Genomic DNA, 23578 nt, shown 5'->3' on the forward strand with positions numbered 1-23578 from the left:
AAGAAGTCTATTTATTCACAGCCTCAGGCAATGGAGTGGCATCAATTTTACGCTCTATTCTCTTTAAACGTTGGCTAAGATTAGCAATATTCATTACTAGCGCTGCCGTTTTACGCCATATTTTATTAGGTTGCAAAGGAATACCTGAAGAATACACCCCAGGCTTTTTAACAGGACGCATCACCATGCCCATCCCTGTTATCACCACCTTATCGGCAATTTCCATATGACCGTTGATAACACTCGCTCCACCAATCTGGCAATCACGGCCAATGGTTAAACTTCCCGCCATAATCACCCCTCCAGCGATAGCGGTATTTTCTCCGATCACCACGTTATGGGCAATTTGGCATTGATTATCAATGATGACGCCATTACCAATAATCGTATTGTCCAATGCACCGCGATCAACAGTGGTACTAGCACCAATTTCAACATGGTCGCCAATTTTTACCGTACCCAACTGTGGAATTTTAATCCATTGTCCACGATTATTCGCATAGCCAAAACCATCGGCGCCGATCACAGTACCGGAATGTATTAAACAACATTTCCCTATGCTAACGTCATGATAAATAGAAACATTAGCCCATAAACGGCTACCTGTGCCGATACGTGTATTTTTGCCAATAAAACACCCCGCACCAATGATGACGTTATCCTCTATTATTACCCCGGATTCGATCACGCTATTCGCGCCAATAAAAACCTGCTTTCCTATCGTCGCCTGCTTAGAAACAATTGCACTGGGTTCAATACCTTGAGCAGGTTGCGGCGTGGTATCCATTATTTGCGCTATATATGCATAGGCAAGATAAGGATTGTTAACAATGAGAGCCGCCATTTGGCAAAATGGCACATCTGCCTCAGTGAGCACTACGGCGCTCGCTTGACAATTAACCAATTGTTCACGGTTGCCGCTGTTTGACAAAAACGTAATTTGCCCTGCTCGGGCAGACTGTATTGAAGCCAGGCCAGTAACGATGAGATTGCCATCACCCTGCACCTGAGCAACTAAATCTTTTTCTGCTAATTGCTGTGCAAGATCAGCCAATCGAATAGAAAACATGAATTATTTGACCTTTTTCAACACAGCAGCAGTGATGTCAGTACCGGAAGCAGAATAAGCAACCGTGTTAGCGTCAACCACCATATCGTAACCTTCTTGAGCTGCGACAGTTTTTACCGCTTCTTGAATACGCTTTAAAATTTTATCGCGTTCTTCTGCTTGACGTTGACGATTGTCTTGCTCAAATTTTTGTGCTTTAGTAGAAAACGCCTGCTGTTGAGCCTCGATGTCTTTTTCCGATTGACTACGCACACTCTCTTTCATGACTGACCTGTCACGTTGAAAATTTTCTATTTTAGCGTGCAGATCTTTTTCCATTCTTTGTAATTCGGTTGCACGGCCGGCAAATTCTTTTTCCAATTTTTTAGCTGCGACTTCACGGGCGGGTAATTTTTGAAAAATTTCAGCAACGTTAACGATAGCAATTTTGCTAGCGGCTTGAACACCCGCGGAATTGAATAATGCTATACACAAGCTAACGGAATATAACCATTTTTTCACTATCATCTCTTTAACCTTGAACTGTTTTGACACGCTGAAAATACAGGGGGGTAAATAAGTTAGCCTCCCCAATCACCTTAAAGCTTATTCGAAATCTCTTGTGTTCGCTGATACTTTAGACTGCTTGCATAACCTACTGCCGTGGTGTCAATTTCTACGTTGCGAGGTGCTCGCAATCCTCATGTACTCGCATGGTAACGATGCGCCACGCGCCTTGACTTCACCCCCCTCGCTACGGTTTTGCCAGCAGTCTTTTGTCAAAAACGAACTCAAGGAAAATTTCGAATAGGCTATTACACCTAATTCGTTGTGGATCTCACTACCAGGTTTTACCAATCTGAAATTGGAATTCCTCTGATTTGTCACCAGGATAATCTTTAATCGGCCTGGCATAATAGAAGACTAAAGGACCCAGTGGTGACATCCATTGTAGCGCTACTCCCGCGGAAACGCGGACATTATTCTTATTGCTATAATCTGGAATACCCGCCGCCTGAGTTTGCGCGGTGTTTTGCCAGTTTCTGTCCCACACTGTCCCTGAATCGATAAACACGGAAGTGCGCACTGAGTTAACATATTTTTCGCTGATAAAAGGAGTCGGCGTGATGAGTTCCACGCTAGCGACAGCCATTACGTCACCACCGACAGCTTCTGTTGATTTTTGATCCTCGATTTTTTCCGGCTCCGGTTTTACGTTTTTTCCCCCGTCAACATAATAGACAGCCTTCGGGCCAATGGTATTTAAGCGGAAACCACGCACGGTACTGGAACCACCTGCATAGAAATTTTCATAGAACGGCATTTCTTTTGAACCAAAACCGCCACCGTAGCCCAAGCGCCCTCGGCCTAACGCCACCCAAGAATGATTATCATTTAAAGGTAAATAAGCAACCGTATCAAAGCTAACTTTATAAAATGCATTACTTGAGCCTGGTAAAGTGATTTTACCGCTTAACGACGATTTCACCCCCGATGTTGGGAAAAAACCACGGTCAAGACTATTATAAAACCAGGCTGTACTTAAGTTGAAATCATTCGATGTAAAACTAGCTTTATCAGTATAATTTGGATTGTGCCCTATCGATTTAAGATATCGCCACATCGCAACCTGCGGTCGCATATCAGACAAGCTGTTGTGGACATACCCCAAACCTATTCTCAGCGAGCTGTTTTCGTTGATGGGAAAGCCAAGCGTACCATCTAAACCATAACTATTTTTGTTGTAGTCAGATAAATCAGCCTTACCCGCTTTAAAAGCATCGTAAAAAATACGGCCACCAAGACTAACACCATCTATCGTGAAATAAGGATCGGTTAAAGAAAATTCAGCGGAAGTTTGGTAATCATTTTTGCTCCCACTAAGATTCACACTATTACCAGTGCCTAACCAGTTATCTTGTGAAACACCAATCTGGTAGCTGATGCCATTTTCGCTACCGTAGCCCAAGCCAAAATTCATGGTGCCGGTATTGCGTTCACTCACTTTATAAATGACATCAACCTTATCTGTCGTTCCCGGTACACGCTGTATTTCTACATCAACCGTTTCGAAATAACCTAATCGACTCAGACGTTCTTTACCCAGTTCGACCTCAACACTTCCTAGCCAAGCACCCTCCATTTGACGCATTTCACGACGCAAAACAGAATCCTTACTGGTATTGTTACCTTCAAAACGTACATGACGGACATAGAAACGATTACCCGCATCTAAATTGATACGTAAATTTACCGTCTTATCAGCATCGTTAATTTCTGGTTGAGTCACTATCGTCGGGTAAGCATAACCATAACGGGCGAGCAGTTTTTTAATATCGTTTTCTATTTTGTTAATTTTACTGCCGTTATACAACTCACCTGGTTGAATCTGCAATAATTTTTCCGCTTCAGCTTGATGACCCGCTAAATTACCCTGTAAAGCTACGCTGTTTAGCGTGTATTTACTGCCTTCATTAATGTTTATAGTGACATAAATGCCTTTTTTATTCGGCGTTAAACTCACCTGAGTCGAATCGATATTAAAACGAACATAACCTCGATCTAAATAAAAGCTCTGTAACGTTTCCAGATCGCCTTCCAATTTTTGTTTTTGATACTTACGATTACCGACTAAATTCCACCAAGGAACATGATCGCGTAGCTGAAAGTGAGATACCAGCTGATCAGTAGTGAAACTATGGTTACCGACAATATTAATTTGCTGGATTTTTGCTGAGATACCTTCGACAAATACTAATTTCAGATCAATACGATTACGCGGCAACGGAGTAACAATAGCCTTAACTGAGGCATTATATTTACCTGTACTGTAATAAAAGTCCGCTAATCCTTTTTCAATATTGGATAACGTACTACGATCCAATGCTTCACCGACCCGGACACCGGAAGCGTCCAGATTTTGTTTAATCATATCGGTTTTTACCGATTTATTACCGGAAAAAGTGATATCGGCGATGGTTGGACGTTCTTTAACTTGAACAAGTAGTGAGTCACCATCACGTGCAACTTGAATATTTTCAAAATTACCCGTAGAAAATAATGTACGAATAATTTTACCTACATCTTCATCATTGACAGTATCGCCTATCCGAACAGGCATATTAAGTAACGCTGCCCCAACAGTGACTCGCTGCAAGCCTTCGAAATGGATATCTTTCACTATGAATTGGTCCGCACCGTATAAGGTGGCACTGCTAAGAAACAGTGACGCTATAAGCAATTTTTTCATCAGCATTGTTGTTATACGTTTTTCCTAATTTATCTCTGGCTGTTTAAAGGCGAGAGAAATCATTAAAAAGTGCAAGCCCCATCAATAACATCAGTAAAATTGAACCAATGCGAAAACTGGCGTCTTGTACTCGCTCAGAAAGCGGTTTACCCTTTAGCTTTTCTATTGCTAATAAAAGCAAATGGCCACCGTCTAGTGCCGGTAATGGGAATAAATTAATAATCCCTAAATTGATACTAATAAGTGCTAAAAACATTAGATAATAGACTAACCCATACTCAGCCGAAGCGCCTGCACCTTGTGCAATAGAGATAGGACCGCTTAAATTATTCAGTTTAACATCACCAACAATTAATTTTCCTAACATACTTACTGTCAACCGCATCAATTGCCATGTTTTACATCCTGCTTGATACAATGCAACAAACGGAGCATATTGACGAATTGTTTTATATTCTTCTGCCAACGGCATCACTTTAGGCGCCACCCCAGCAAATCCTTGTCCGGTTAAATTTTTATCGGTAGTCGTTTTATCTAAATAATGATAATTGGATATTACTCCATCAACGATGATATCAGGTACCAGGGTTAAAAATAAGGAAGCGTCTTTTCTTTTCACTTCTAATGCTAATGGTTTACCTGGGTTATCATGCACTAAAACGACAAATAATGACCATTTATCCACTATTTTATCGTCTACTTTAACGATCTTATCACCCACTTGTAAACCGGCTTTTTCTGCTGCTGACCCAGATTGAACTTCAGCCAATACCGTCTGAATTTTTGGCCCTACAGGGATAAGACCCAATGTTACCAATGGATCTTGCTTGTCTGGTTCAAATTTCCAGTGCCGTAAATCTAACGTTTTTTGTATTATATTATCGGTATGGTCTTCGACGTAATTTGATGCTGATAGAAAGGGTCTAATTCCCATTTGAATTTGATCGTCCCCCATTTTACCTATCAGTTGTAAACGCACCGCATCCCAATCAGGCGTTGCTACACCATCAACGGTTTTTATTTCCATCCCGGCTGAAATACCGGCCTGTGCCGCGATTGACTGCTCAGGGACACTGCCTACGACAGGACGGATACTGGGTACTCCAAGGATAAAGACCAACCAATAAGCAAAAATAGCAAAGATAAAATTGGCAATCGGACCCGCACTAATAATCGCCATACGTTGCAGCACCGTTTTATTACTAAAGGTTTGATGACGCAACGCCGGGGCTACAGCTTCAACACGCTCATCGAGCATTTTAACATAGCCCCCTAGCGGGATAATTGCCAGGACATATTCAGTACCAAAGCGATCAGTATAGCACCACAATGCTTTACCAAAACCAATAGAAAAACGCTCTACTTTAACGCCACAGCGACGCGCGACCCAGAAATGACCAAACTCATGCACGGTAATTAAAATACCCAATGCAACGATAAACGCCGCCAAATTCCAAAGTATATGCATGATGAACCCTAAAATAGATTAAAATACCAGTAACATCAAACCTGCAAACACCGGCACGGCAGCAGTTAAGCTATCGATACGATCTAATACCCCCCCATGCCCTGGAATTAAATGGCCACTGTCTTTAATATCCGCTTCTCGTTTAAACATACTTTCGGTTAAATCACCCAGTATCGATGCCAATACAGCGACAATAGAACAAATTACTAACTTTTCAGTGGCAATATTTAACGGCGCATAATAGCTGAATAAACATGAAATTAAAGCAGCACTTAATAATCCTCCTAATAACCCTTCCCACGTTTTCGAAGGTGAAATTTTAGCAGCCAATTTATATTTACCAAACGCTTTACCAAAAAAGTAAGCGCCAGAATCGCTTCCCCACACTAATAGCATAATGTAGAGCAGCCACCAAGCCCCCGTTTCCTGATTCTGCTCGTAACCATATTGTCGCAATGCAAAAATGCCCCAAAAGAACGGTACAATAGTCAACACGCCAAAAATAATAGCCAGAGTGCGTGAATTACGCCAGAGTACTGCTGAACGAGGATAAGTGAGTATCAATAGTAGTGCCGTTACCCACCAGCCCATAGCGAGCCAAAGCGGGATACGTATCTGCCTAAGGTCTAACGGGTTTTTATAGACGGGCATACTCAGTAGCATTACAACTAGAAAAAAGCCGCAGAGTATCGCTAACCAAAGCCGCTGTTCTTGGGTAACAAACCCGGCGAATTGCCCCCATTCCCAAGCGGCAAGCATACACACCACTAAAGTCATAACGGCAAAAACCATCGGTGGTAGTAAAAATAATGCGCATATAACAATAGGAATCAAAATCAAGGCAGTGATCAAACGATACTTTAGCAAAAGAGTTTCTCCTAAGATGCTGTTACATCGATATCGACAGGTGAGAGTCCCCCAAAACGACGCTCACGTCGGGCAAACTCTTCCAATGCCGTTTCAAAAGCAGGTTCATCAAAATCAGGCCAGAGTATATCTGTGAAGTAGAGTTCAGCATAGGCGGTTTGCCATAATAGAAAATTACTGATGCGATGATTGCCTCCTGTTCTGATCACTAAATCAATCGGCGATTGGGTATTCAAACAAATACAAGAATCAAGTAATTCTTCATTTAGCTCCTCGGGTTGCAATAACCCTTCCTGCACTTGGCGAGCTAGCTGGCGTACACTTTGAATAATATCCCAACGACCACCATAATTAGCCGCTATATTGAGTTTTAGGCCATCATTTTTCGCCGTTAGTGCTTCAGCACGGGTAATATGATCTTGTAAAGAGGTAGAAAATTGGCTAGTATCGCCAATAATATGCAAGCAAATATTATTCTTATGTAGATTTTTGACTTCGTGGCGCAACGCCCAGACAAAAAGTTCTAGCAGCGCAGTAACTTCCGTGGCGGGACGTCTCCAATTTTCACTACTAAACGCATATAACGTGAGCGCATCCAAGCCATGTTTTGCAGCAAAACTAACCGCTCTTCGTACCGATTTTATGCCAGCTTTATGACCGTAGACCCTCATTTTGCACTTATTTTTTGCCCAACGGCCATTGCCGTCCATAATGATAGCAACATGACGTGGACGAGGCGCTGGAAAAGAGCAAGCGGTTTGATATGCATTCTGGAGCAACATAATTCGAACTTATTTCCCTTATGAAAGATTAATTTTTCTGCAAATTGTAAATAACTTCATTAGCTGCCTTTCTAACTCGCTGGTCAATTGCTAAAACCTCTTCTACACTGCTTGGCTCTTTTGATGCCTGTTCTTCAACTACTTTTTCATTCACTTTTACAATATCAGTAAATCTAATAGTGCCGTCGAGAAATTTCTGTACTGCAATTTCATTGGCGGCGTTAAGTGCGGTGGTTGCTGCCTGGCCGCTGTGACAAGCATCAATCGCTAATTGCAAGCAAGGATAACGCTGCTTATCAGGTTGCGTGAATGTTAACGCTCCCATCTGGCAAAAATTGAGAGCGTCAACACCCGACTTAATCCGATCAGGATAAGCCATCGCATAAGCAATAGGTATCCGCATATCAGGAGAGCCCAATTGCGCCAATACACTACCGTCGTTATAACGCACCATGGAGTGAATAACAGACTGGGGATGCAACACCACTTCAATCTGAATTTGCTCGGCAGAAGCGTTAAATAACCAACGTGCTTCAATATATTCCAGCCCTTTATTCATCATAGTCGCGGAGTCAACTGAAATTTTACGTCCCATTGACCAATTAGGATGAGCACAAGCTTGCTTCGGTGTTACATCGCCAAATTTCGTTACGGGAATATCACGGAGCGGGCCACCAGAGCCTGTCAAAATAATAGATGACACACCTTGTTCCACTAGCGAAACATCACCTAAACGTTGCTGCATTTGTTGGGGCAAACATTGAAAAATGGCATTGTGTTCACTGTCGATCGGTAATAGCTGTGCCCCATTTTTTTTCACTGCATCCATGAAAATACGGCCGCAGGTGATGAGTGATTCTTTATTTGCCAACAATACTCGCTTACCTGCCTCAATGGCGGCCAAGGTAGGCAACAGTCCAGCAATACCGACAATAGCAGCTATAACTTGATCAACTTCAGATAACTTTGCTAATTCACAAGCAGCGTGCTTACTAGAAATAACCTCTGTTTTTATTTTCTTTTCGTCTAACAGCTTCCGTAGCGCGCATGCTGCAATTTCATCTGCCATCGCCACATACTTTGGCATAAACTCCTGACATTGCGCGGCCATTTTATTCACATTATATCCGCCAACCAAAGCTGTCACGCTAAATAAATCAGGATGCGCCTTTATCACCTCCAAAGCCTGACAGCCGATGGAACCGGTAGAGCCAAGTATAGTCAGACGTTTCATAGAGATCTTCTAACGTAAAATAATAGCAATTAAAATTCTTTTAGTTCTTCTTCTTTCTTTTTTAATAATTCATCAATTTTCTTGATAGAGCCGTCGGTTAACTTTTGTATTTTATCTTGAGCCTGCCGTTCTTCGTCTTCACTGATCGCTTTGTCTTTCAGCAAAACTTTAATTTTTTCGTTAGCATCTCGGCGAACATTACGTATAGCAACACGGCTATTTTCAGCGTCCTGCCCGACGATTTTTATTAATTCTTTACGGCGTTCTTCCGTCAATGGAGGCAGGGGGATACGGATCCTACTGCCCGCAGAAGACGGATTAAGCCCCAAATCAGAGGCTATAATGGCTTTTTCTACTACTGAGATTAAATTACGATCAAATACGTCAATCGCTAAAGTTCTGGCATCTTCTGCTACTACACTAGCCAATTGACGCAAAGGGGTGGCACTACCGTAATATTCAACTTTAATGCCATCAAGAATAGAAGGAGAAGCTCGACCAGTACGAATTCTGCTACTTTGTGTTTGGAATGTCGCTATGCATTTTTCCATGCGCTCAATAGCGTTTACTCTAATGTCATTAATCACGTTATGAACCCTAAAAATGATAATTAAATTGGCTTATCCCCTTCGCCTTTCAAATTACAGCGGCGTTGGCAGCGATCATTGACCTCCGTCATTCATGTACTACGTGTACACTTCGGGGATTCGATTGATTTGCCGCCTTGCCGTAACTCGAAATTCATTGGATATATATAGTCTTCTCAGGAACAACTAAAGGCTTAGAAATTAATGTCCCTTCTTCTTCACCCATAACAACACGTAGTAGCGCTCCTTTTTTATTCATATTAAACACGCGAATCGGTAGATTGTGATCCCGTGCTAAAGTAAAAGCGGCGAGATCCATTACTTTAAGCTCTTTATCCAATACCTGTTTATAAGTTAAGTGTCGATATAATTCGGCCTTTGGATCTTTTGCAGGATCTGCTGCGTAAACACCGTCAACTTTAGTGGCTTTTAACACAATGTCCGCTTCAATTTCAATCCCACGTAAACAAGCAGCAGAATCTGTAGTAAAAAAGGGATTGCCGGTGCCAGCAGAAAAAATGACGACACGGTTATCACGTAATAAACTGATGGCCTCAGCCCAGCTATAATTGTCGCATACTCCACTGAGTGAAATAGCCGACATCAAACGGGCACTCACACAAGCTCGATGAAGTGCATCACGCATTGCCAAACCATTCATGACGGTCGCTAACATACCCATATGGTCACCCACCACACGGTTCATGCCCGCTTCTGCCAAACCAGCCCCACGGAACAAATTTCCCCCACCAATGACCACACCAACTTGAGTTTCTAGTTTAGTCAGTTCTTTTATTTCATTCACCATACGATTTAAAACTTCAGGATCAATACCAGAACCTTCTTTACCTTGTAGCGCCTCGCCGCTTAATTTTAGCAGAATACGTTTATATTTAGGTTCGGGTTTTGGTTCAGGTTTTGTGTCTTTTGCCATGGTGTTATGTCCTAAAGCAGCAGTATTGGGGAAGTGTGAGTTTCGGGGAACTAGTGACATATACCCTGCGCCTTTGAAGCCGCCGCGTTGTTAGCTGCGGGTGCTCACCTCATGGTATGTCTACACTCATCGATCGGTCGCCCTGGCAGCAGAAGGCAACTTCAAAGGCGAAAGGTATATCAGAGCCTGTTCGAATTTTTTTCTTGTCTGAGCGTCACTCAAGAAGATTTCGAATAGGCTCTAAGATGTCTTTTGTCAAAATTTGAAAAATAAAACCGCCCATCGGCGGTTTTATACGGATGTTTAAGAAGATGCACTCATGGCTGCCACTTCTGCAGCAAAATCATGTTGGATTTTTTCAATCCCTTCACCTACTTCATAACGAACGAAAGCGGTTACATCAGCGTTATGTTCCTTCAATAACTGTGCAACAGTTTTATTCGTATCCATCACGAAATTCTGGCCAGTCAGGGAAATTTCACTGGTAAACTTACGCATCCGACCTTCGACCATTTTTTCAGCAATTTCACGTGGCTTGCCAGACTGCATAGCAATATCCAATTGAATCTGGTGCTCACGAGTGACAACTGCCTCTGGAACAGCTTCCGCTTTAAGGTATTCTGGTTTGCTCGCTGTGATATGCATTGCAATGTGCTTCAACAATTCTGCATCCGCATTTTTTCCGGCCACTATCACTCCGATTTTGGCACCGCCGTGCAAATATGAACCTACCACATCACCTTCAACTAGGGTAACACGGCGAATAACGATATTTTCACCCAATTTAGCAACTAAAGCGACACGTTGTTCTTCGAATTTAGCTTGCAAGCAGGTAATATCAGTTGCTTTATCAGTGAGCGCTTGGCTTATCACTTTTTCACCAAATGCATAGAAATCAGGATTTGTCGCTACAAAATCTGTTTCACAATTTAACTCAATCATTGCAGCAATTTTTTTGTCTGAGCTGAGTTGAGCCAGAATAATACCTTCAGCGGCAACACGCCCTGTCTTCTTTGCTGCTTTTGCTTGACCTGATTTACGCATATTATCGATAGAGAGCTCAATATCACCGTTAGCTTCAACTAAGGCTTTTTTGCAATCCATCATGCCGACACCGGTACGTTCACGGAGTTCTTTTACCATGGCAGCAGTAATATCAACCATTTTATTTTCCTCATTTATCTCGTAGGGGAGAATAGTGCCTCTATAGAGAACCTGCTGGATTTCGAATAGGCTCTATATAGAAAACGCGCTGGATTAAGAAATTATTCAGCTTGTTCGCTAAATATTTGCTCCGCTTGCACAGCTAAATCCTGAGAATGGCCTTCATGAATCGCGGTAGCAACCGCTTCCAGGTACAAATTAATTGCCCGGATTGCGTCATCATTACCTGGAATAATAAAATCGATACCCGTTGGACTAGAATTCGTATCAACAATTGAAAATATGGGGATACCTAAGTTATTGGCTTCTTTGATAGCAATATGCTCATGATTGGCATCAATAACAAAGAGCGCATCGGGCAGTCCTCCCATGTCTTTTATCCCACCCAAACTGTTTTCTAGATTGGATAATTCACGTGTACGCATTAATACTTCTTTTTTAGTTAGCTTCTCAAAGGTGCCATCTTGAGACTGGCTTTCTAACTCTTTTAAACGCTTGATAGATTGACGAACGGTTTTCCAGTTAGTCAACATCCCGCCTAACCAGCGATGGTTAACAAAATACTGTTTGCAATCCTCAGCCGTCTTCTTGATCGATTCACTTGCTGCACGTTTAGTTCCAACGAACAAAATTTTACCTTTACGAGTAGAAATTTTTTTCAATTCAGCCAAAGCTTCATTGAGCATCGGAACTGTTTTTTCTAGATTAATGATGTGAACCTTGTTACGTGTTCCGAAAATGTAAGGACCCATTTTCGGATTCCAGTAACGAGTTTGGTGACCATAGTGGACACCCGCTTCGAGCATTTTGCGCATGGAAACAATTGCCATGATTAAAGCCTCTTTATTTTGGTTGGGGTTATGCCTCCACAAATCCCATAACGCCGACCCAGTAAATACCTTCCACCTATTTTTTATTAAACTAAGTGATAAATTCCTGAGCACCCCGGTGTATGTGACGATTTGTGTGTGTTCTTGACACATTAGGCGCGTTTTATACCATAAACCGCCACCATACACCAATTTTTGTTCCCTTCTTGGTTTTTTAGAACGCTTTCTTCTTAGTTTATTTTTTAGGCGGATTAATAATCATTATAATGAGAATAATTGCGATTAAAATAAGGAGTTCATTGGTGTAGATCATGTGATAAACACTCTCCCTCTTTCATTTTATGAAGCCAATCGATGTCAGGGCGGGATCCAACTCATTAATTAATCAATTTTAGATTATAAAACACACAATTTGTGTATATTAATTAAACATATGAGAAAATTTCGCCTGCGAAATGCTTAAATATTGATCTTATTGATGACAAAAAATACAAAGTGGAATCCCGCCCTGCAATCGATGTAGCCTGTTGCCTGTTCTAATGTGTCTACTTTTCCAAACGAATTATTATCTAGCCATAAATGATAATGAACGATAGGATTAACTGCTGTTTTCGGATGACGAACAATAGTAAATTCACGGTACTGGTGTGAATGGCGGCTAAGTGTTATGAGGGTGTGAGTCATTTTTTTTCCCAAGCCCCCATTGCTATTTTGCCAACACATTCGATAAAAACAGTAGAGTATTTAACGCACTTCAATCCCTGCTGATGGTTAATGATTTGCGTTAATAATAAGAAATAATGATGCTCGAGATCATTTTGTGCTGGGTGTAACAACATAGCGAAAAATATTGCATAGCTGTCGTTATTGAGGATATTTGGCTTGATATTGCTCGTGGTTAAATAGAAAAGAAATAACTCCCTGTCTTTATGTATGGAAAGTAATGAATTCATATCTTTTTTCAATGGGATCATATTCCGTTTTGATTTTTCCACTGAAATTACATTGCTTTCCCTTAGTTTATTTTGCGGCATTTCTTTCATGAATTATCCTTACTCGGTGGATTGCGAATCCTTCGTCATTGCTCCTGCTAGGCACAAGAGTATTGGCCGAAGATTAACTCCTATATAGGATTACTGTCAATGACGCTAAGTGAAAAAATAAAAGCAATAAGAAAATCTGAAGGGTTGAGTAAGGCTAAATTTTGTGAATTTACGAATATCCCATTGAGTACATTAGATAAATATGAAATGGGTAAATTTGAACCGAGTGGTGCTACACTCATGAAAATTACTCAGCATCCCCTCTTCATAAAATATACTTTATGGTTGATGACAGGTAATGCAGCCCCAAAAGCCGGACAAATATCGCCGGCGCTCTCCCCTGGTGGGCACGAAAATATATTCAACCACCTAAAAGACCAAAAGGCTGGTTAACTGCGGATAAAATTAAAAAAACATGGGGAAAAGGCGGTATTTGCTCCGAAAAAAATTATTTTGATAAATATTAATTTATGATTTGAAAACCTTTCTTGCTACATTTTGATATCAAGGTATATACCCTTTGCCTTTGAAGTTGCCTTCGGCTGCCAAGGCGACCGACCGATGAGCGTGGACATACCATGAGGGCGAGAGCTCGCAGCCAACAACGCGGCGGCTTCAAAGGCGAAGGGTATAGCAGCAAGGTTACGCCGTTTATGGCAAGAAAAATATTAAGCACGAAGTCTAAGATAATATTTGAGGATATCAAGTAATGACAGTCACTAAGTTAGTTTTGGTAAGGCATGGTGAGAGTGAGTGGAATAAAGAAAATCGTTTTACCGGTTGGGCTGATGTCGATTTGTCTGATAAAGGTCGCCTCGAAGCCAAACAGGCCGGTGATTTACTAAAGAAAGAAGGTTTTATATTCGATCTTGCCTATACCTCAGTATTAAAACGTGCTGCCAGTACTTTATCATCTGTGCTAATGCGTTTAGGCCAATCTGAGTTGCCCGTTGAAGCATCTTGGAAACTTAACGAACGTCATTACGGGGCGTTACAGGGGTTGGATAAAGCTGAAACGGCTAAAAAGTATGGCGAGGAGCAAGTGAAACAGTGGCGCCGTGGTTTCGCCATCAGTCCACCTGAATTGACAAAAGAGGACGAGCGCTACCCTGGCCATGATCCACGTTACGCCGCGCTACTTTCCCATGAATTACCTCTCACTGAAAGTCTGGCTTCAACTATTGAGCGAGTTATTCCATACTGGCAACAAGTCATCAAACCACGTGTCATGGAAGGCAAAGGTGTCATTATTGTCGCTCATGGTAATTCGCTCCGAGCACTGGTGAAATATCTTGATAATATGAGCGAAGAAGCGATTATGGAACTTAATATCCCCACCGCTGTGCCCTTGGTGTATGAACTTGACAAAGATTTAAAACCTATCAAACATTATTATTTGGGAGACAGCGAAGAAATTGCGAAAAAAGCAGCAGCTGTTGCTCATCAAGGTAGCGCTCAATAGCCTGTATACCCTTCGCCTTTCAAGTTACGGCAAGGTGGCCAGGGCGACCGACCGATGAGCGTAGATAGACTACCTGATGAGGCGAACACCCGCAGCCAACGCCGCCGTAACTTGAAAGACGAAGGGTATAGAAAAAATTTAGGAATAAACCCTATGACTAATTCTTCATCATTTTTGCAAGATAGTAATAGTAAGCGCTTATTCATCGCTTTTGTCGTCACTGTGCTGTTTATGCTGGCAGAAGTGATTGGCGGTTTGATCTCTAGTTCACTCGCATTATTAGCTGACGCCGGTCATATGGTAACCGATGCGATGGCGTTATTCATCGCGCTGGTTGCCGTGCACTTTTCTCGGCGTAAACCCAATACTCGCCATACTTTTGGTTATCTGCGATTAACCACGATAGCCGCCTTTGTTAATGCTACGGCATTGCTGCTGATTGTCTTATTAATCATTTGGGAAGCCGTTCACCGATTTATCGAACCCCATCATGTGCTGGGTCTCCCAATGCTGGTTATTGCCGTCGCCGGATTTTGCGCTAATCTCTTTTCTTTTTGGATACTGCACCGCGGCACTGAAGAAAAAAATATTAATGTGCGGGGGCTGCCACTTTACATGTACTGGGTGACTTACTGGGTTCTGTAGGTGCCATCATTGCAGCAGTGGTTATTTTGACAACTGGCTGGAGTCCAATAGATCCTATCTTATCCATACTCGTTTCAGTATTAGTACTGCGCAGTGCCTGGCGTTTATTAAAAGAAAGCTTTCACGAATTACTTGAAGGGGCGCCGAAAGATGTGGATATCGACCAATTACGTAAAGAATTATGTCTTAATATTGATGAAATAGATGATGTTCATCATGTTCATTTATGGCAAGCAGGTGAGCAACGCTTAATGACACTGCATGTCCGCGTCACACCGCCTGAAGATCACGATAATCTATTACAACGTATCCAACAGTATTTATTAAAGCATCATAATATTGGCCATGCGACTATTCAGACAGAATACCAGCCTTGTAAAGGAGAAGATTGTGATATCAGTCAATTAGCCAATATTAGCGGCACTCAACACCGGCATTAACAAAAATTTTTCATTTCACTCTCTATAACCCTATTTTTATCCGGTATGCCTTATATCCTTCGCCTTTGAATCGGCAAGGCAGGGTTTTCCAACTAACCTGTGTTAAAATACTGCGGCTAACAGCGAAAGCTTCGGCATATACCCTTCGCCCTTTAAGTTGCCGCTAGGCGGCCAGGGGTGAGGCCGATGAGCGTAGACATACTACGTGATTCGGGCGAACCCTCGCAGCCAACAACGCGGCAGCTTAAAAGGCGAAGGGTATAGCTATGACAGCAATCAATACAGCAAGGCATAAGGCATGCGGTATTTTAATTTTGTAATCAAGTCTATTGAAAAAATCGAGCAAATAATTTTATGCCTTTTACTCTTGGCCAACGCTGGATAAGCGATACAGAAAGTAAACTTGGATTGGGTACCGTCGTTGCGGTCGACGTACGTATGATCACTTTACAGTTTCCCGCAACAGGTGAAAATCGCCTTTATGCGAAGCATCATTCACCGATCACCCGCGTTATTTTTAACCCCGGCGATACTATCAATCATTACGAGGGATGGCAGCTAAAAGTAACGGAAATAAAACAAGAAGAAGGGATAATCAGTTATATCGGTACTCGTTTGGATACCGGTGAAACCAATGTGGTCATGCCTGAAGTTTTCCTTGATAGTAAACTGACATTCACTCAACCAAAAGACCGCTTATTTGCTGGCCAAATTGATCGCATGGAGCATTTTGCACTACGGTTCCGTGCTCATAAATATCAAAGCGAACAGTTTTATCTTCCTTGGAGTGGATTGCGTGGGGTACGTGCCAATTTGATCCCACATCAATTACACATTGCCTATGAAGTGGGACAACGTCATGCCCCCCGTGTTTTACTCGCCGATGAAGTAGGTTTAGGAAAAACCATTGAAGCCGGAATGATCATTCACCAACAATTGCTGACTGGACGAGCTGAACGGGTATTATTGGTGGTACCAGAAAACCTGCAACATCAATGGTTAGTAGAGATGCTACGACGCTTTAATCTACGCTTTTCGCTTTTCGACGATCAGCGCTATACCGAAGCGTTACAAGACAGCACTAATCCATTTGAAACCGAACAATGGGTAATTTGTTCGTTGGATTTTGTTCAAAAAAATAAACAACGCTTAGAACAGCTCGCCAGCGCTGATTGGCATCTATTGGTCGTGGATGAAGCCCATCATCTCAGCTGGGACGAAAAGACCCCAAGCCCTGAACATCAAGCGATTGAACAACTTGCTAACAACATTGCCGGTGTACTGCTATTAACTGCAACTCCAGAGCAATTGGGTCAGCAAAGTCATTTTGCGCGTTTACGACTATTGGATCCCGACCGTTTTCATCATTACCCAACATTCATTGAGGAACAACAAAGCTATCGCGCTATTGCTGATGCTGTCATGGCGCTACTTAACGACGAATTTTTAGCGGAAGGCACACTGAATTTAGTAAGGCAGCTGATTAATGAACAAAATATCGAGCCATTGCTTGAAGAAGCGAACAGTAATGATACAAATAATAAAGTTGCTCGCCGTAAATTAATAACCTTGTTAATGGATCGGCACGGTACCAGTCGAGTTTTATTCCGTAATACTCGGAATGCCATTCAGGGATTTCCGCGCAGAGTGTTACAACCCATAAAATTACCGTTACCCAGCCAATATCAAACAGCGATTAAAGTCTCTGGCATTATAGGCGCTAATAAAAAATTAGAAGATCGCGTTAGAGACGTACTGTACCCAGCACAAATTTATCAAGAATTAGAAGGAAAAAATGCCACCTGGTGGAGCTTTGATCCACGGGTTGAATGGCTATTAAATTATTTGATTGCCCATCGTGATAAAAAAGTACTGATCATTTGCGCTCACACCACTACCGTATTACAACTAGAGCAAGCACTACGTGAACGCGGTGCCATCCGAGCGGCCTTATTTCATCAAGATCAATCATTGATTGATCGAGATCGCGCTGCCGCTTATTTTGCGGCAGCAGAAGAAGGCGCTCAAGTTTTAATCTGTTCTGAAATCGGCTCTGAAGGGCGTAATTTCCAATTTTCCTGTCGTCTAGTCATGTTTGATTTGCCGTTTAACCCTGATTTACTAGAACAAAGAATAGGACGTTTAGATCGTATCGGCCAAAATCATGACATTCAAATTATGGTGCCTTACCTGGAAAAAACACCGCAAGCTATTTTACTGCGCTGGTATCATGAAGGACTAGACGCATTTGAACATACCTGCCCAACCGGACGTACCCTTTATGATCATTGCCATCAAGAGCTGATGGAGTATCTGATTACCTCTGCCGAAGGACAAAAATTAGATGAATTTATTGATCGCTGTCACCAGCAGCATCATCATCTAAGATCAAAGTTAGAAGAAGGTCGTGATCGACTATTAGAAATGCATTCAAACGGAGGAGAGCAAAGCCAGCAGCTCGCAGCAACCATTGCTAAGCAAGATAACGATGTTAATTTAATTAATTTTACGATTAATCTGCTCGATATTATCGGAATCAATCAAGAAGATCACAGTGATAATATGATGATTCTTACCCCCTCTGACCATATGCTAGTGCCAGATTTTCCTGATATACCGCAAGATGGCTGCACTGTTACCTTTGATCGTCACCAGGCATTATCGAGAGAAGATATTCAATTTATTAGTTGGGAACATCCGATTATACGTAACGGCTTAGATATGATCCTATCTGGTCATACAGGTAGCAGCGCTGTTTCTTTACTCAAAAACAAAACATTACCCGTAGGTACTTTACTGACTGAATTGGTGTATGTGGTTGAAGCACAAGCCCCTAAATATTTACAATTGACTCGGTTTTTGCCGCCAACCCCGATACGTATATTAATGGATGCTCAAGGAAAAGATTTAGCCGATCAAGTAGAGTTCGAGCAGTTGAATCGACAGTTAAAAGCCCTTAATCGCCATACCGCACGTAAATTGATCAATTCGGTTCAAAAAGAGGTTCACCACATGCTACAACAAGCAGAGAAATGGGCGGCACAATATGCGCAAGGCGTGATCACGACAGCGAAAGATGAAGCGGATGATAAGCTTAGTAACGAATTAGCACGCCTCATCGCGTTAAAAAAAGTTAATCCCAGTATCCGTGATGAGGAAATAATCACATTACAAAATAATCGTGAGCAGGTGTTGGCTCATTTAAATCAAGCGAACTACCGACTTGATGCTATTCGTTTGATTGTGGTAACACACTAGAGTGATCCTCCATTGAATGTTCTATATCAAGATCAACATATTATGGTAATCAATAAACCCAGTGGATTGCTTTCCGTCCCTGGGCGCGCACCTGAAAATAAAGACAGTGTCATGATGCGTATTCAGGCTGCATTCCCGCAAGCAGAATCGGTTCATCGTTTAGATATGGCGACCAGCGGGGTGATGGTGGTCGCGTTAACTAAAGCAGCGGAACGTGAACTAAAACGCCAATTTCGTGAACGTGAGCCGAAAAAAGTTTATGTTGCTCGTGTCTATGGACATGTAAAAAAAGATCAGGGATTGATTGATTTACCGTTAATTTGCGATTGGCCAAATCGCCCTAAGCAAAAAGTGTGTTATGAAACGGGTAAATCCGCGCAAACTGAATACCAGGTATTATCTCGTCATGATGAAACCCCAGGACATAGCAACAGCAGCACCCGAGTAAAATTATCGCCTATTACCGGCCGCTCCCATCAATTAAGAGTTCATATGTTAGCACTGGGCCATCCGATTTTGGGGGATGGCTTCTATGCGCCTCCGGGAGCTAAATCGATGGCAACGCGTTTACAGTTGCATGCACAAGAACTTTATATTCGGCATCCCATGTTCTCCACACCGATGTATTTTCGTTGTGATGCCGATTTTTGACTTGAATCGTTTAGCATTCTATTTAATACAACCCCTCCAAAGCGAGGGCTAAATTAGTGTATTGATCACGGTAATCTAGCAGCATCTTTTCCAATTGTTCAGTAATACTATCTATTATTTCTTTCTTAACCTGTTTGTTGCCTATTTTTCCATTATGGTAATCCTCTAATTTTTTTCTAATCATCTTTAAGTCATTTGATATAATTTCACTTCCTTTTATTTTCTTAATACTCTCCGTATAATTATCGAATTCTTTTAATAAAGGTAAACTATCCCCCCAGGGAATAATGCTGACTTTTTGATTACCATTAATATCCTCGGTAATGAAAAGTGAATTGTAATTTCTATTGCTATAAACCACATAATTATCTTTTTTAATATAGTCGATGACATCTTGTGTTTCTTGCCAATTTTGAGTCAGAAGGATCTTTCCCTTTGGGGTAATAAAAAATAAACTTTGATTAAATTCCGGCCTTGGATTATCCATCTCAGAACTATGATTAACCACATTTCCACCACTATATCCACGTTCCTTTGCTTTCTCATTTAATTTATCAATGTAATATGGCATCCAGGTCGGAGCGCGGCCAATTTCTGGATCTACCTTGCGTCTATTTTCTTGGCTTAATGCTTTTCCACGCATCAATGCAACGAGATTTCTAAATTTTTCGGTATCGGTTGCCAACGCTTGAGACACTTCATCAGGATGTATGATATTTTTTACATTTGGAGCTACCATAAATAAATCATAATCAGCTGTCAGGGGTTTAATTTCATTATTTACTTTTTTTCCCATTAATTCTAATTTAAGCCAAGGTAACGGATGGATAGTATTAAATTTTCTATATTCAACTAGATAACCCTTCTGATGCGGTATTAAGCGAAATTGGTAGCTGCCAGCACCTTCATGTAATGGTGTAATTTCTAATGTTTTTACATTCCATTTTAATATTTCTTCTCTTTGTAATGCATTGAGTCTTTCAGAGGTAATATAAAGCTGTTTTTTAGCAAAACGATCACTTTTCTCTTCAAGAGCCTGTCTATTTTCTTCATTTCCTTTATTTACTGCATACTGATCGCCAAATATCTTACTGAGATTTTGATCGAATGGAATATAGCCAGCCATGGGTCCCCAATCCGAACTTTTACCATGTACATCCAATCCCTTAGTTGCCATACCATTATAAATTAAAGAGGTCGATAGAGAATTAACGGGACGGAAAATAAAATAAACATCTTCTTTTTTTGCTAATTCCGTAAAACCATAAACATGTTGATCAACGATGCCCGCGGCTTTTATTGCTTCTTCCCCTTTCGGCTCTGTAATACTGAAAAATAAGGGGTAAATATTTTTTTATTATATGCATTTTTTTGTTCTTCTAAGTGAGCCACATGGTTCATTGAATCCATCGTTACACTATCAACAGCATCACTATATGAAAAATAGTTAGGCATTGGACTATATCCAAAATGAATAATACTCATTGTCTTTTCCCTGGTTTTAAATTAAAAATTTTTATAATAATGGTTATGTAGTGCGTTAAAATTTTAATTTTTAGTTAATTTATTTTTTAATATATGATGCTACCCATAGACAAGGTATAAGTGTAAACACTTAATTATTTATTAGTGATAATGAAAAATATTAAAGAATATTTTTAAAAAATTAAAATAATCAATCATGATTAAATAACTCAGTTTAATTACGACAAAATAGAATGGATATATACGGCAAGGCGGCAATCAGTCGAATCCCAGGAGTGTACAGTTAGTACATGACTGGGATGAGAGTGAGCCGCCAACGCCGCCGTAACTTGAAAGGCGAAGGGTATAAGGCACGATTCGTGACTTGCTTTTTGATAGGGGTCAAAAGTACCATGAGCATCCATAGCCCTTGAAGTTGCCGCCTAGCGGCAGCTGCAAAGGCGAAGGGTATATCTTGCTTGTGGGAGGGAATAGCCTAATGTTTAGCGGAAGTATAGTAGCTTTGATCACACCGATGGACGACGAGGCAGCTGTCGATGAAGAGAGTTTGCAAACACTGATCGATTATCACGTCAAAAATAAGACTTCAGCGATAGTAGTAGCGGGGACGACTGGAGAGGCCGCGACACTGGAGCGTGAAGAGCATGTTTCTCTCGTATTAAAAGCAGTAGAATTGGCGGCCGGACGTATCCCGATCATAGCAGGTACCGGATCTAACGCGACGCGAGATGCAATATCACTCACCCAACGTTTTGAAAATAGCAAAGTAGCCGCTTGTTTAACCATTACCCCCTATTATAATTGTCCAACACAGGAAGGGTTATATCGCCATTTTGAAGCCATTGCTAAAAGTTCCGATCTACCTCAAATTCTTTATAATGTACCATCACGCACCGGTTGTGATTTATTGCCCGAAACGGTGGTGAGATTAGCTCAAATCCCCAATATCATCGGGTTAAAAGAAGCCACTGGAAATTTAGAGCGGCTTAGCATGATAAAACCCAGCGTTGGTGATAATTTTATTCTGCTGAGCGGTGATGATGCGACAGGTTTTGATTTTATACAAAAAGGAGGGCAAGGGATTATTTCAGTAACGGCCAATGTGGCAGCAGGTGGAATGACGGAGCTTTGTCAACGGGTAGCTGAAGGTAAATTTACCGAAGCAGGCCGTTTAAATGAGCGTTTAATGCCACTACATAAAGAATTATTTATCGAAGCCAATCCAATTGCCGTTAAGTGGGCTTGTAAACGACTGGGATTAATAACAGCAGAAACCTTACGCTTACCGATGACATCGCTAACCCTTGTTAATCAGAAGCGCGTCGAGGATGCCTTGAAAAGTGCGGGTTTACTATCTTGATTGCTAGGAAAATATAATGGCTATATTACAAAAATCAGTAATGATAAAGATAATAAGCGTTTTGTGGCTGATGTTGTTAGCCGCTTGTTCGACAGAACAACGTTATAAACGCCAAGTGAGCGGTGATGAAGCCTATCTTAATGCACCAGCGCTAAAAAGGCTCAATGCATCACAGGGGATAATCCTGCCATTACAGCATGGAACTTACGATATTGCGCAAGTATCACAGCAAGGTGCCGTTGGCAAACAGTTAGACATTCGGCCACCAATTCAACCCTTGGTACTATTAAAGGGTTCCCGGATAGAGTCCACTGCTGATATTAGTAAATTATTGTTAGACAATAATCGTCAAAACGATACATTATGGTCACAAATTACCACAGTGATGCAAAACGAGAGCCTCCCCATCGCCGATCGTCAGGATGCAAATCAAACGCTCACTACCGATTGGATAAAATGGAACCGAGCCGATGAAGATGTCCCCTTTGCAGGCCGTTATCAGATTAGTGTGCAACAGCAAGGAAATCAGCTTGCTTTAGTGGTGAAATCACTGGGTTTACAACAACAAGAAAAAATGGTTACTTCGAATATCGAGATACAACATTACAATCGTGCTATGTTGAATAAATTGATTGAAGGCTTAGATAAAATCCGCAGTAATAGCAATAATGCTCAAAACACAGACAAAATCGGTCGCCTAGAGGTACAAGCGGCACGTGACGATAGCGCTTTACCCAGACTTATTGTACGAGCACCCTACGCCATCGTTTGGCAACGTCTGCCGCCTGCGTTAGCAAAAATAGGGATGACCGTAACTAAACGTGACCGACAACAGGGTAACATTGCTGTAACTTATAGCCCTATCAACAGCCGTGATTGGGATGCATTAGGTGCGCAAGATCCTAAATTAAAATCCGGTAGCTATCAGTTGCAAGTGGGTGATTTTGGCAACCGTAGTAGCGTGCAATTCACCGATTCTAAAGGGCATACATTAAATCAACAACAAAATGATGCGCTGGTTGCGGTGCTACGCGCTGCATTGAATCAAAATGATGCAAAATAAAAAGAAA

Annotated in this window: 22 protein-coding genes and 1 pseudogene; 8 read left to right on the forward strand and 15 right to left on the reverse strand. The window is 41.5% G+C overall.

Annotation, left to right across the window (positions count from 1 at the left end; genetic code table 11):
• Window positions 1-7: 7 nt before the first annotated feature.
• The 13 genes from lpxD to REG_RS06840 form a co-directional block, all read right to left on the reverse strand.
• Window positions 8-1069 (reverse strand): UDP-3-O-(3-hydroxymyristoyl)glucosamine N-acyltransferase, encoded by a 1062-nt coding sequence (lpxD, locus tag REG_RS06785; RefSeq protein ID WP_006704965.1) that lies wholly within the window; start codon window positions 1067-1069, stop codon window positions 8-10.
• A 3-nt stretch (window positions 1070-1072) separates the two neighbouring features.
• Window positions 1073-1570 (reverse strand): OmpH family outer membrane protein, encoded by a 498-nt coding sequence (locus REG_RS06790; RefSeq protein WP_039907661.1) that lies wholly within the window; start codon window positions 1568-1570, stop codon window positions 1073-1075.
• 319 nt (window positions 1571-1889) lie between these two features.
• Window positions 1890-4304 (reverse strand): outer membrane protein assembly factor BamA, encoded by a 2415-nt coding sequence (gene bamA, locus REG_RS06795; protein WP_006704967.1) that lies wholly within the window; start codon window positions 4302-4304, stop codon window positions 1890-1892.
• Between the two features lie 37 nt (window positions 4305-4341).
• A complete protein-coding gene (rseP, locus tag REG_RS06800; RefSeq protein ID WP_087943404.1) occupies window positions 4342-5769 on the reverse strand; it encodes a sigma E protease regulator RseP in 1428 nt (475 codons plus the stop codon).
• Between the two features lie 15 nt (window positions 5770-5784).
• Entirely contained in the window at window positions 5785-6633 is an 849-nt protein-coding gene (cdsA, locus tag REG_RS06805; RefSeq protein ID WP_006704969.1) for a phosphatidate cytidylyltransferase, read from the reverse strand.
• A gap of 11 nt (window positions 6634-6644) precedes the next feature.
• Window positions 6645-7415 carry a (2E,6E)-farnesyl-diphosphate-specific ditrans,polycis-undecaprenyl-diphosphate synthase gene (gene ispU, locus REG_RS06810; RefSeq protein ID WP_006704970.1) on the reverse strand — a complete coding sequence of 257 codons (771 nt, stop codon included), beginning with the start codon at window positions 7413-7415 and terminating at the stop codon, window positions 6645-6647.
• Window positions 7416-7443: 28 nt separating this feature from the next.
• Window positions 7444-8649, reverse strand: a complete 1206-nt coding sequence (gene ispC / locus REG_RS06815; RefSeq protein WP_006704971.1) for a 1-deoxy-D-xylulose-5-phosphate reductoisomerase — start codon at window positions 8647-8649, stop codon at window positions 7444-7446.
• A 29-nt stretch (window positions 8650-8678) separates the two neighbouring features.
• Entirely contained in the window at window positions 8679-9236 is a 558-nt protein-coding gene (frr, locus tag REG_RS06820; protein WP_006704972.1) for a ribosome recycling factor, read from the reverse strand.
• Between the two features lie 154 nt (window positions 9237-9390).
• Window positions 9391-10170: a UMP kinase gene (gene pyrH / locus REG_RS06825; RefSeq protein ID WP_039907787.1), complete on the reverse strand. Its 780-nt coding sequence runs from the start codon at window positions 10168-10170 to the stop codon at window positions 9391-9393.
• 303 nt (window positions 10171-10473) lie between these two features.
• Window positions 10474-11334, reverse strand: a complete 861-nt coding sequence (tsf, locus tag REG_RS06830) for a translation elongation factor Ts (RefSeq protein WP_006704974.1) — start codon at window positions 11332-11334, stop codon at window positions 10474-10476.
• 101 nt (window positions 11335-11435) lie between these two features.
• Window positions 11436-12164 (reverse strand): 30S ribosomal protein S2, encoded by a 729-nt coding sequence (gene rpsB / locus REG_RS06835; RefSeq protein WP_039907665.1) that lies wholly within the window; start codon window positions 12162-12164, stop codon window positions 11436-11438.
• A gap of 459 nt (window positions 12165-12623) precedes the next feature.
• Window positions 12624-12848: a hypothetical protein gene (locus tag REG_RS11330; protein WP_006704976.1), complete on the reverse strand. Its 225-nt coding sequence runs from the start codon at window positions 12846-12848 to the stop codon at window positions 12624-12626.
• Window positions 12845-13207 (reverse strand): hypothetical protein, encoded by a 363-nt coding sequence (locus tag REG_RS06840; RefSeq protein WP_006704977.1) that lies wholly within the window; start codon window positions 13205-13207, stop codon window positions 12845-12847. Before REG_RS06840 ends, REG_RS11330 begins: the two co-directional genes overlap by 4 nt.
• 99 nt (window positions 13208-13306) lie before the next feature.
• Between REG_RS06840 and REG_RS06845 the strand changes: the two genes are divergently transcribed.
• From REG_RS06845 to rluA, 5 genes and pseudogenes are all read left to right on the forward strand, one after another.
• Window positions 13307-13600 (forward strand): helix-turn-helix domain-containing protein, encoded by a 294-nt coding sequence (locus REG_RS06845; protein ID WP_006704978.1) that lies wholly within the window; start codon window positions 13307-13309, stop codon window positions 13598-13600.
• Between the two features lie 316 nt (window positions 13601-13916).
• On the forward strand, window positions 13917-14669 hold the full coding sequence (gene gpmA / locus REG_RS06850) for a 2,3-diphosphoglycerate-dependent phosphoglycerate mutase (RefSeq protein ID WP_006704979.1): 753 nt from the start codon (window positions 13917-13919) through the stop codon (window positions 14667-14669).
• A 153-nt stretch (window positions 14670-14822) separates the two neighbouring features.
• Window positions 14823-15754: pseudogene (gene zitB / locus REG_RS06855) on the forward strand (CDF family zinc transporter ZitB).
• 354 nt (window positions 15755-16108) lie between these two features.
• Window positions 16109-19012, forward strand: coding sequence for an RNA polymerase-associated protein RapA (gene rapA, locus REG_RS06860; protein WP_006704980.1), 2904 nt, complete (start codon window positions 16109-16111; stop codon window positions 19010-19012).
• A gap of 12 nt (window positions 19013-19024) precedes the next feature.
• Complete coding sequence (rluA, locus tag REG_RS06865; protein ID WP_006704981.1) at window positions 19025-19663, forward strand: bifunctional tRNA pseudouridine(32) synthase/23S rRNA pseudouridine(746) synthase RluA; 639 nt, start codon at window positions 19025-19027, stop codon at window positions 19661-19663.
• 22 nt (window positions 19664-19685) lie between these two features.
• On the opposite strand, the gene REG_RS06870 is transcribed toward rluA, so the two are convergent.
• Both REG_RS06870 and REG_RS06875 read right to left on the reverse strand, forming a co-directional pair.
• Window positions 19686-21011 carry an anthrax toxin-like adenylyl cyclase domain-containing protein gene (locus tag REG_RS06870; protein ID WP_087943405.1) on the reverse strand — a complete coding sequence of 442 codons (1326 nt, stop codon included), beginning with the start codon at window positions 21009-21011 and terminating at the stop codon, window positions 19686-19688.
• Window positions 20960-21148, reverse strand: a complete 189-nt coding sequence (locus REG_RS06875) for a hypothetical protein (RefSeq protein WP_039907670.1) — start codon at window positions 21146-21148, stop codon at window positions 20960-20962. The genes REG_RS06870 and REG_RS06875 overlap by 52 nt, the downstream gene beginning before the upstream one ends.
• A gap of 290 nt (window positions 21149-21438) precedes the next feature.
• Between REG_RS06875 and REG_RS14280 the strand changes: the two genes are divergently transcribed.
• The 3 genes from REG_RS14280 to bamC all read left to right on the forward strand — a co-directional run bounded on the left by REG_RS14280 (window position 21439) and on the right by bamC (window position 23571).
• The gene (locus REG_RS14280; protein WP_260200226.1) at window positions 21439-21561 is read left to right on the forward strand and encodes a hypothetical protein; all 123 of its coding nucleotides are present in this window, start codon (window positions 21439-21441) and stop codon (window positions 21559-21561) included.
• Between the two features lie 65 nt (window positions 21562-21626).
• Complete coding sequence (gene dapA, locus REG_RS06880) at window positions 21627-22508, forward strand: 4-hydroxy-tetrahydrodipicolinate synthase (protein ID WP_039907672.1); 882 nt, start codon at window positions 21627-21629, stop codon at window positions 22506-22508.
• Window positions 22509-22524: 16 nt separating this feature from the next.
• Window positions 22525-23571 (forward strand): outer membrane protein assembly factor BamC, encoded by a 1047-nt coding sequence (gene bamC, locus REG_RS06885; protein ID WP_006704984.1) that lies wholly within the window; start codon window positions 22525-22527, stop codon window positions 23569-23571.
• Window positions 23572-23578: the final 7 nt, after the last annotated feature.

Origin of the sequence: Candidatus Regiella insecticola LSR1 (assembly GCF_000143625.1) — a bacterium.
Classification (GTDB): Bacteria; Pseudomonadota; Gammaproteobacteria; order Enterobacterales; family Enterobacteriaceae; genus Regiella; species Regiella insecticola.

What these genes read in the sequence shown, in the direction of transcription:
- rpsB (WP_039907665.1), bottom strand. Translation starts at nt 12,164, where the DNA reads ATGGCAATTGTTTCCATGCGCAAAATGCTCGAAGCGGGTGTCCACTAT.
- ispC (WP_006704971.1), bottom strand. Translation starts at nt 8,649, where the DNA reads ATGAAACGTCTGACTATACTTGGCTCTACCGGTTCCATCGGCTGTCAG.
- REG_RS06875 (WP_039907670.1), bottom strand. Translation starts at nt 21,148, where the DNA reads ATGAGTATTATTCATTTTGGATATAGTCCAATGCCTAACTATTTTTCA.
- dapA (WP_039907672.1), top strand. Translation starts at nt 21,627, where the DNA reads ATGTTTAGCGGAAGTATAGTAGCTTTGATCACACCGATGGACGACGAG.
- gpmA (WP_006704979.1), top strand. Translation starts at nt 13,917, where the DNA reads ATGACAGTCACTAAGTTAGTTTTGGTAAGGCATGGTGAGAGTGAGTGG.
- bamC (WP_006704984.1), top strand. Translation starts at nt 22,525, where the DNA reads ATGGCTATATTACAAAAATCAGTAATGATAAAGATAATAAGCGTTTTG.
- tsf (WP_006704974.1), bottom strand. Translation starts at nt 11,334, where the DNA reads ATGGTTGATATTACTGCTGCCATGGTAAAAGAACTCCGTGAACGTACC.
- ispU (WP_006704970.1), bottom strand. Translation starts at nt 7,415, where the DNA reads ATGTTGCTCCAGAATGCATATCAAACCGCTTGCTCTTTTCCAGCGCCT.
- REG_RS14280 (WP_260200226.1), top strand. Translation starts at nt 21,439, where the DNA reads ATGACTGGGATGAGAGTGAGCCGCCAACGCCGCCGTAACTTGAAAGGC.
- REG_RS11330 (WP_006704976.1), bottom strand. Translation starts at nt 12,848, where the DNA reads ATGACTCACACCCTCATAACACTTAGCCGCCATTCACACCAGTACCGT.
- bamA (WP_006704967.1), bottom strand. Translation starts at nt 4,304, where the DNA reads ATGCTGATGAAAAAATTGCTTATAGCGTCACTGTTTCTTAGCAGTGCC.
- lpxD (WP_006704965.1), bottom strand. Translation starts at nt 1,069, where the DNA reads ATGTTTTCTATTCGATTGGCTGATCTTGCACAGCAATTAGCAGAAAAA.
- REG_RS06845 (WP_006704978.1), top strand. Translation starts at nt 13,307, where the DNA reads ATGACGCTAAGTGAAAAAATAAAAGCAATAAGAAAATCTGAAGGGTTG.
- rapA (WP_006704980.1), top strand. Translation starts at nt 16,109, where the DNA reads ATGCCTTTTACTCTTGGCCAACGCTGGATAAGCGATACAGAAAGTAAA.
- REG_RS06840 (WP_006704977.1), bottom strand. Translation starts at nt 13,207, where the DNA reads ATGAAAGAAATGCCGCAAAATAAACTAAGGGAAAGCAATGTAATTTCA.
- pyrH (WP_039907787.1), bottom strand. Translation starts at nt 10,170, where the DNA reads ATGGCAAAAGACACAAAACCTGAACCAAAACCCGAACCTAAATATAAA.